5 protein-coding genes are annotated in these 7,772 nt (G+C 41.4%); 1 reads left to right on the top strand and 4 read right to left on the bottom strand.

The annotated features are described in order from the left end of the window. Positions 1-46: 46 nt before the first annotated feature. Complete coding sequence (locus tag LZF95_RS23915; RefSeq protein WP_233757895.1) at positions 47-3,184, bottom strand: S41 family peptidase; 3,138 nt, start codon at positions 3,182-3,184, stop codon at positions 47-49. A 94-nt stretch (positions 3,185-3,278) separates the two neighbouring features. Here LZF95_RS23915 and rlmH point away from each other — a divergent pair, with 94 nt between their 5' ends. Beyond that, entirely contained in the window at positions 3,279-3,752 is a 474-nt protein-coding gene (rlmH, locus tag LZF95_RS23910) for a 23S rRNA (pseudouridine(1915)-N(3))-methyltransferase RlmH (protein ID WP_233757894.1), read from the top strand. 171 nt (positions 3,753-3,923) lie between these two features. On the opposite strand, the gene LZF95_RS23905 is transcribed toward rlmH, so the two are convergent. The 3 genes from LZF95_RS23905 to LZF95_RS23895 are packed head-to-tail and all read right to left on the bottom strand — an operon-like array spanning position 3,924 to position 7,722. Beyond that, the gene (locus LZF95_RS23905) at positions 3,924-4,661 is read right to left on the bottom strand and encodes a hypothetical protein (RefSeq protein WP_233757892.1); all 738 of its coding nucleotides are present in this window, start codon (positions 4,659-4,661) and stop codon (positions 3,924-3,926) included. Between the two features lie 3 nt (positions 4,662-4,664). Beyond that, positions 4,665-5,831 (bottom strand): hypothetical protein, encoded by a 1,167-nt coding sequence (locus LZF95_RS23900; RefSeq protein WP_233757890.1) that lies wholly within the window; start codon positions 5,829-5,831, stop codon positions 4,665-4,667. A 10-nt stretch (positions 5,832-5,841) separates the two neighbouring features. After that, the gene (locus LZF95_RS23895; RefSeq protein WP_233757888.1) at positions 5,842-7,722 is read right to left on the bottom strand and encodes a hypothetical protein; all 1,881 of its coding nucleotides are present in this window, start codon (positions 7,720-7,722) and stop codon (positions 5,842-5,844) included. Between the last annotated feature and the right edge of the window lie 50 nt (positions 7,723-7,772).

Here is a 7,772-nt window from a genome sequence, read left to right as displayed (position 1 = left end):
AGCATGATAGGATTTGGTCAACAATAGAATTATGATTTATCCTACCTTACCTCAACTTCTCCATGATCAGCTCTATAGCTTTGTCCAGCTGCTTCTGTTTGCCCTTCAATCGATCTGTAAACCCCTCTTCTATACGGATATCCGGTTGCACTCCGTCCTTTTCCAAATTCCTTCCATCAAGCGTATAGCAGCCCCAAGCCGGAAGCCTATAAAATGAGCCATCCACCAATCCCTGCCCGGAAGTAAAGATAATCCAGCGGTAAGTTTCGGTTCCCACGATTGTTCCCAAGCCCAGCTCCTTAAATCCCGCAGCGGTCATCTCCGCGTCGGACAAGGATTGCTCATTGATCAGAAGTACAATAGGCTTGTCCGCAGGGGAGAAATTAGGCTGGTTGGTCAGGGCACCATCACGGTACTTCCACTGCAGGTAACTCTTCTGGCTTAGAAACTGAAGGACTTTGTCATGTACATTTCCGCCAGTGTTATACCGTAAGTCAAGGATCAATCCTTCCCGGTTACCTTTCACAGAGACCATTTTCTCCAAGAAATGTTGCAGCTCGCCTCCGCCCATGTTTTTCATGTGGATGTATGAGATTTTATCATCGGACTTTTCGTCCACATAAGCTTCATTGGCATCCATCCATTCATCGTAGAGCCATGTTTTCATTTGTCCTGTGGAAGCGGGAAGAACTTTCACCGTAATACTCTCGCCATTTCTGTCAAAGGTCAAAACCAGCTCCTTGGTCATACCTGGAGCTGCGAAATAGTATTCACGGTTTTGCTTTGAATCTATTTTCACTCCATTCACAGCAAGCAGATTATCACCTGGAAGCACCGGAGCAGGATCCAAATCTACTGGACTATGCTTTAAGATATACTTAACCTGGAATGGGCTCTCCTCATCAAAGACAATTCCTGCATTCATGGTTTGCGTACCAAAATAACCTCTTTCCTCGTCACCATAAGAGTTGAATCCAAAATGTGAAGTATTCAGTTCGCCCAGCATATCGTTGAAAATAGTCCGTAGATTTTCTCTGCTGCTCACATAAGGTAAAAATTCCGCATAGCGGTCCCGGAGTTCCTGCCAGTTTTCCCCATGAAAGTCACCGTCGTAGAAATTCTGCTCCATTCCCGCCCAGGCTTCATAATACATCTGTTCAAACTCATCCCTCAATTTCTTTTCGAATTGGTGCGGGACTTTTATCTCCTCGAGTTTATTGGCGGCAGGATCCAAGCTGTGTATTTTTCCTCCAGCCAGCAAGTAAACCTTATCCTTGGACTGAACTAAATCATATCCTCCAATGCGTTCATCACTTACTTTCTCGGTCTTTGTCTTTTCGAAATCTTCGAGCGTGGTTTTCCATAATTTTGAGTCACCTTCATCATGGTTAGAGGTATAAAACACCCAGGTTTTACCGTCTTTTTGAAGTATGACAGGGTTAGATTGCTGCCCAAAAGAAGGCCCTATCAGCTCCAATCTCTCCATTATTCTCTGTGGAGATATCTTCGCTTCCGGTGAAGCCTTGTCCTCTTTGCTGTCCTTTTTCTCTTTATCCTCTTTCGGCTCTTCCTTAAAGAGCTCCGCTACCTTATCTGACTCAAACAACTCCGCGAATTTGTTCAGTTTCATTCTGAAAATATGCGCATCGGTAGTGCCATAAGGGTAACTTGCATGGGTACGGTCTGTAGTAAAATAAATGTATTTGCCATCCGGCGACCAGTAGGGAGAGGTCTCGGTCACGAAAGTCTCCGTCAAGTTAATCGTCTTTTGTGTAGGCCTATGATAGACGATCACATCCCGCTCAAAATTGCGGATAGGGCTGAATACTACGTATTGATCATCAGGAGACAAGTAAGCATTTGGTGTGTACAGTCCCCATAGTTCGTCCTGGACAAGTGTTTTGCTTTTCAATGTCTTCAGGTCGATCTCCCTGACTTCATTTCGGCCTCCAATATATACCCCCAAGCTTCTGTCTTTGTTCAAAGTCAACTGACGGTTTTTAAACTTATCTTGGGTCAGCTGCTTCTCTTCTCCGGGATTTTGGGCTGAGATTGTAAACCAATTGTGATAGCCCTGTACTGTACGGGAATAGATAAGCGTTTTGTTGTCCGTAAGCCATTTTACCTCTTCTACAGCTTCCTTTGGATCTGTGGGAATTTGCTTGACAAATTTGCCTTTGATATCTGAGATGAAAAGAATTCCCCTAGACACAAATGCCATTTTGTTCCCATCCGGGGAAACATCAAAATTTGAGATATTTCCGGAGACCTGCCTGGAAAGATCCTTTTGGAGAGTTTGATTTTGGTAAATTGAAATTTCAGGTTGGGTGGTATTCCCAGTGGCCACATCATAGACAAATGCCTGGTAATCTTTTCGGAAAACTATTTTCTCCCCATTGGCGCTCACCTTCGGCCACATGATGGAAGTAGGGAAATCTGTCAGTTGTTTTTTAATAGTCCCATCAAATGTGTATAAGTTGTATTCATCATTCCCTTCATCTGACTGAAAAAACACATTTCCATTTTGGTCTATAGTTGTTCCAAAATCCTTTCCCTCATAGTCCGTGTATTGCACAAACTGCCCTGAAGAAGGATTGTAAGACTTAATATCAGGATTATATTCTCCCTTGTAGCGTTTTCGGTGGGCAAAAGTCTTACTCTCCCAGGTCTCGTTGAAGTAAATTTCCCCTGTTTTGGGGTGTACCACCGTCCCATGGATGGTGTTGAAGTAATGTGGAAAAAGTCTTTTGGGCGTGGCCCCATCAAGTCCGATTTCATATCCCGAAAATCTATTGTACCTATCAGAGGTAAAGTAAATCCTGTCACTTTCCCAGCTCCAGGACTCTACCTCATCGGCACCGTCATGAAAGGTCAACTGCCGTATCTCTCCTCCTGTCATCGGCATTACAAATACATCCTTATTCCCAAATTGCTCTGCGGTAAAGGCCAGCCATTTACCATCCGGTGACACGGCCGGCCTGCTCTCTATCCCTTCCATAGCTGTCAGTCGCACAGATGACCCTCCTTCTACCGGTACTTTCCAGAGATCCCCTTCAAAACTGAACACGATTTCTTTGGCGTCGGGAGTCAGCGTGGGGTCGAGGACAAAATATGGGGCTTTTGATTGGCCAGAAACCAGCTGGACCAGGCAGAAAAACGTAAAGAAGGCTATAAATTTTCTCATAAAAAGGAGTTTGTCATGGTAGGAAGCAGGAAATTAAGTTTATTCTCTGACTTAGAAAAAGAAAATAATATGGTTGGTATTGCTATTTTCGTGAATGACCATCAAACTGATAGCAATAGGCAAAACTGACAGCAAAGCCATTATTGAACTGATAGAAGAGTATAGTAAGCGGCTGAATTTTTATGTCAAATTTGAATTTGAAGTCATCCCAGACCTGAAAAACACGAAATCCCTATCCGCGATTCTGCAGAAAGAAAAGGAAGGGGAGATGATCTTAAAAAAGCTGGTACCTTCTGATGAGTTGATCTTGCTGGATGAGCGGGGCAAAAGCTACAGTAGCATGGACTTTTCCGTTTTTCTCCAAAAGAAAATGAATTCCGGGCTTAAGCAACTGATATTCCTAATCGGAGGGCCTTATGGCTTTTCGGATGAAGTTTATGCCCGTGCCAATGGCAAGCTCTCGATTTCCAAAATGACTTTTTCCCATCAGATGATCCGTCCATTTTTCATAGAGCAATTGTATAGAGGGTTTACAATTCTACGAAACGAGCCTTATCATCATGAGTAGGGAATACTCAGTCAGTAATTAACTTATCAGATCTTACTTTTCTATATTCTGTTTTAAATAGGTTCAAATTGTCCCGGTTGGATATCCAATTTCTCTAAAAAATCCGACTGGCCAGCTCGCTGCTGGCCAGTTTTCCAGTAGCTGTTACATATAAAAAGCATAGCCCACACCTTAAATACATAATTCAAGTGCCTGATATAATTCATCGGCAGAACATATAGTCCGATCTAATTCCGGTGCCATTTTCAGATAAAATATGTCACCACTCAAATAAGCTCCCGCATAATCGGGATTAGTAATCAGTAAATAATAAAGTCCCTCACAGGACTGTGATCCGGATGAACTACAGTTGATACTGATCACATCATTGGAAGCAGATGCATCGTGGAGCCATACTCCATCCTTTTTCCACCGATACAAGGAGGGGGAGCCCAGGTAATTACCGTCATCATAGGTAAGATCAACCGTTGTGTTTGGTGTTACATACAGCGTATCAACGAACTTAAGGTACTGTGGGGCATACTTGTAATAATTGGAGATTTTTGTTTTGGAATAAGCAAGTTCCTCAAAGTTGTAATAATTATACCTTACCGTAAATTCAGTGATATTTTTGTCGAGGAGACAATCCGGGATGTACCCTTCCAGTCGGTTGTTATGTAATCCAAGTTGACTGATGGCAGCGAACGAACAAAAACTGGTGGGTATATTCCCTGTGAGTTTGTTATCATTGAGTGTTAACGTATTGATGTTGACCAAATTTCCATAGGAAGGGGGTATCGCCCCTGCAATTTGGTTCTCATCCAACCTTAATTGCCGTAGTGCGACTATATTTCCTAAGGTTGGAGGAAGACTACCCGCGAAGTTATTTCTATAGGCCAAAAATGAATCCAGAAGTTGCAGCTCTCCCATTTCTCACGGTATCTGCCCTGTGACATTGTTATCCTGTAGCCAGAAAAACTGCAGATTATCCAAGTTTCCTAGTGAAACAGGCAAGGTGCCTGACAACTGATTTTGGTTGAGGTACAGGCGTGTTAAGCCGGAAAGATTACCGATCGAAGTAGGGATAGGTCCTGAAAGCTGATTTGAATATAGATAAAGCTCTTTCATCGCTGACATGTTTCCTATGGAGGAGGGTATATTTCCAGTAATCGCATTGCCATTGATATAAAAATGGGTCAGTTTATTCAAATCTCCTAAATCGGAAGGTAAAACACCCGTCAGGTTATTGTCATAAACGCTAAAAAACTCAAGGTTGGGCAAAGATGTAAGGGATGGGGGAATACTGCCTGTAAGATTGTTTATATATAGGTGGACATTTTCCAGTGCGGTCATATTCCCAATCGTGCCAGGAATAGTACCTGTCATATTATTCCCATAGAGCAAGAGTTCTACAACCTTGTCGAGGTTTCCCAAACTCTGCGGCAGCTGACCGATATGGGGATTTCTCACCATCTGGATATGCTCCAGATAAGTCAGATCCCCAAAACTTTCAGGAATGGTACCGTTAAGGTTGTTTTGCCAAAATATGATCCATTTAACATGCCCACTTGCATCTAGTGTCAATCCATGAAAATTACTCACATCCTGCAAAACATTAGGGTTCGCAGAACTCCAACCTGAGTTATTAAACCAGTTGGGCCCATCCATAGCCTGGTAAAAATCCATCAAGGCATCATATTCAGCCTGACTGGGCAGTGCTGAAACCGAATTCATTGAATTCAAAGACAATTCATTATCAGACGAGACGGAGCCGCCAGTAACTATTCCTGAAGTATTACTGAAAACAGAATTCCCGTCAGATGTCTTTTCCGGTGCGCCTTTTTTTGGGTCATTTTTTAATTTTGAATAATTCAACTTGGCAACATTAGGGGAAACCCTCTCAGCTTCGAGCATCATTTGCTCCCATAACATGCTATCCAAATAAAGCTGATTCTTATCAATTTCCCCCTCTTGCAAAAAAACATCTACATTATCATCTGTTTCTTTAAGTAATCCCGGATTGGAGGACACTTCATTATACCAGAATGCAAACCAGCTTACTACAATGCCTAATGACAGCAAAAACATATTATTCTTCATAACATAAGTCTTAATCAACCATACAGATAGTCCTACTCAATTGGACTCCTGTTTTCAAATAAAATAAGTTTCCGCTCAAACGGGCATTCGGGAAATCAGGATTGGTAATCTGCAGATAATATAGACCCTCACAGGGGGAAGTTCCACAATCCACATTTAATGTTTTGTTACTTGGAGAGGCAGAATGCAACCATGTGCCATCCTTGTTCCACCGATAAATAGATGGGGCACCTTGATAATTTCCGTCATCAACAGTCAAATCAAGGGTCTGATTTTGCTGGACGTATAGCGTATCAACAAATTTGAGATTCTGCGGAGAGTAATTATTAAAATTTGACTCTTTGGTTTTGGCATAACTTAAATCCACAAAATTAAAATGGTTATAATTCACTGTAAATGAATAGATATTTTTATCGTATAGGCAATTCGGAATCTCCCCATCCAATAAGTTGTTGTTCAGTCTAAGTAGCTGAAGTGAATTAAAAGAACAAAAGCTGGATGGAATGACCCCGCTTAATTTGTTGTTTTCCAAAATTAAAACTTCCAAATTTTGAATATTACCAAGCTGGGATGGAATTGGACCACTCAAAAGGTTGTTTTGAAGTCTGATTTCCTCCACTTTGTTTAAATTACCTAAGCTGGAAGGAATACTTCCCTGTATTGAATTATTGTATAACCTTAACGCAGTAAGCTCAGCCATTCCGCCAAAGGAATTGGGAATTGAGCCAGACAATTCATTATCCTGCGCAAATAGCGTTTTCAATTTATTCAGGTTTCCCATAGACTGCGGTAAGTTGCCTGTAAAGTGATTGGAATAAATCCACATGATTTCCAGAAGATTTGTGTTTCCTAAAGTGGAAGGGATTGTCCCGGAAAAACCGTTGTTGTGGAGAAACAAAAACTTAAGAGAGGGCATATTTCCAATTCCATTAGGCAAACTCCCGGAAAATGAATTGTTGCTTAGATCAATAAACTCTAAAGCAGGAAGGTTTTCTAGAGAGGAGGGTATAGTACCCGAAAAGTTATTGGTATGTATATGAAGATACTCCAAACTTGACATGTTCCCAATGTCTGATGGTAGAGACCCCTCCATGTTATTCATATACAGTGAAAGCCATTTTAAGTTGGTAAGGTTGGTATAACTAGAGGGAATTGATCCACCTATATTGTTCTGATGAGCATGAATCTCTGCCAAATTTGGACAGGTTCCGTAAGAAGCTGGCATTACACCCGTAAAATTGTTTCTAGAAAATTCAACAAAAGTCAAGTGGGCCATATTGGTAAAATCCGGCAATTGACCTGTCAGGTTATTCCCTTGGACTCTAAACCATTTTAAGTAGGTGAGATTTTGCAGCGTGGAGGGTAAAACACCTGTCAGATTCTTGTGGTTAAGCTGAATATGGGTTACATGACCATCTGCGTCAACAATGATATTGTCCCAGTTGGCAACACTTTCAACAACATTCGGATCTGCGGTACTCCATCCGGAATTCTCATACCAATTTACCCCTCCCGTCGCTTGGTACAAATCAATTAGTGCATCATATTCAGCCTGATTTGGAAGGGATTGGCTCATAGTCTGAATCGACTCGGATTTTTGCATTTGAACTGACTCATCCGATCCAGAATATGGATCAAGACTGTCCAAATGAGTATTGATAAAATCTTCTAATTCTTGTTTTCTTAATTCTTCAAGCTCTTCCATTTCGGGATCTCCTGAAACACCCAAAGTATCAGGTAGATCCTCGGAAAAACTATCCATCAAGGAAGCTCTATCTCCATTTGGTCCCTCTAACTTAAGGATACCATCCAATGAAAGCGAACCAAATACTTGAATGATTCCTAATGGCATCAAAAAGGCAATCAATAAAACACTAAGAGGATTTTTCATAAGTATAAATAAAATATTTTTAAACAAAATTTATAACACAGAATAAATTG

This window comes from Algoriphagus sp. AGSA1, from assembly GCF_021390545.1.
Taxonomy (GTDB): Bacteria; Bacteroidota; Bacteroidia; order Cytophagales; family Cyclobacteriaceae; genus Algoriphagus.
The sequence above is the reverse complement of the archived record's forward strand: the minus strand, read 5'-3'. Positions and strand labels throughout refer to the sequence as shown.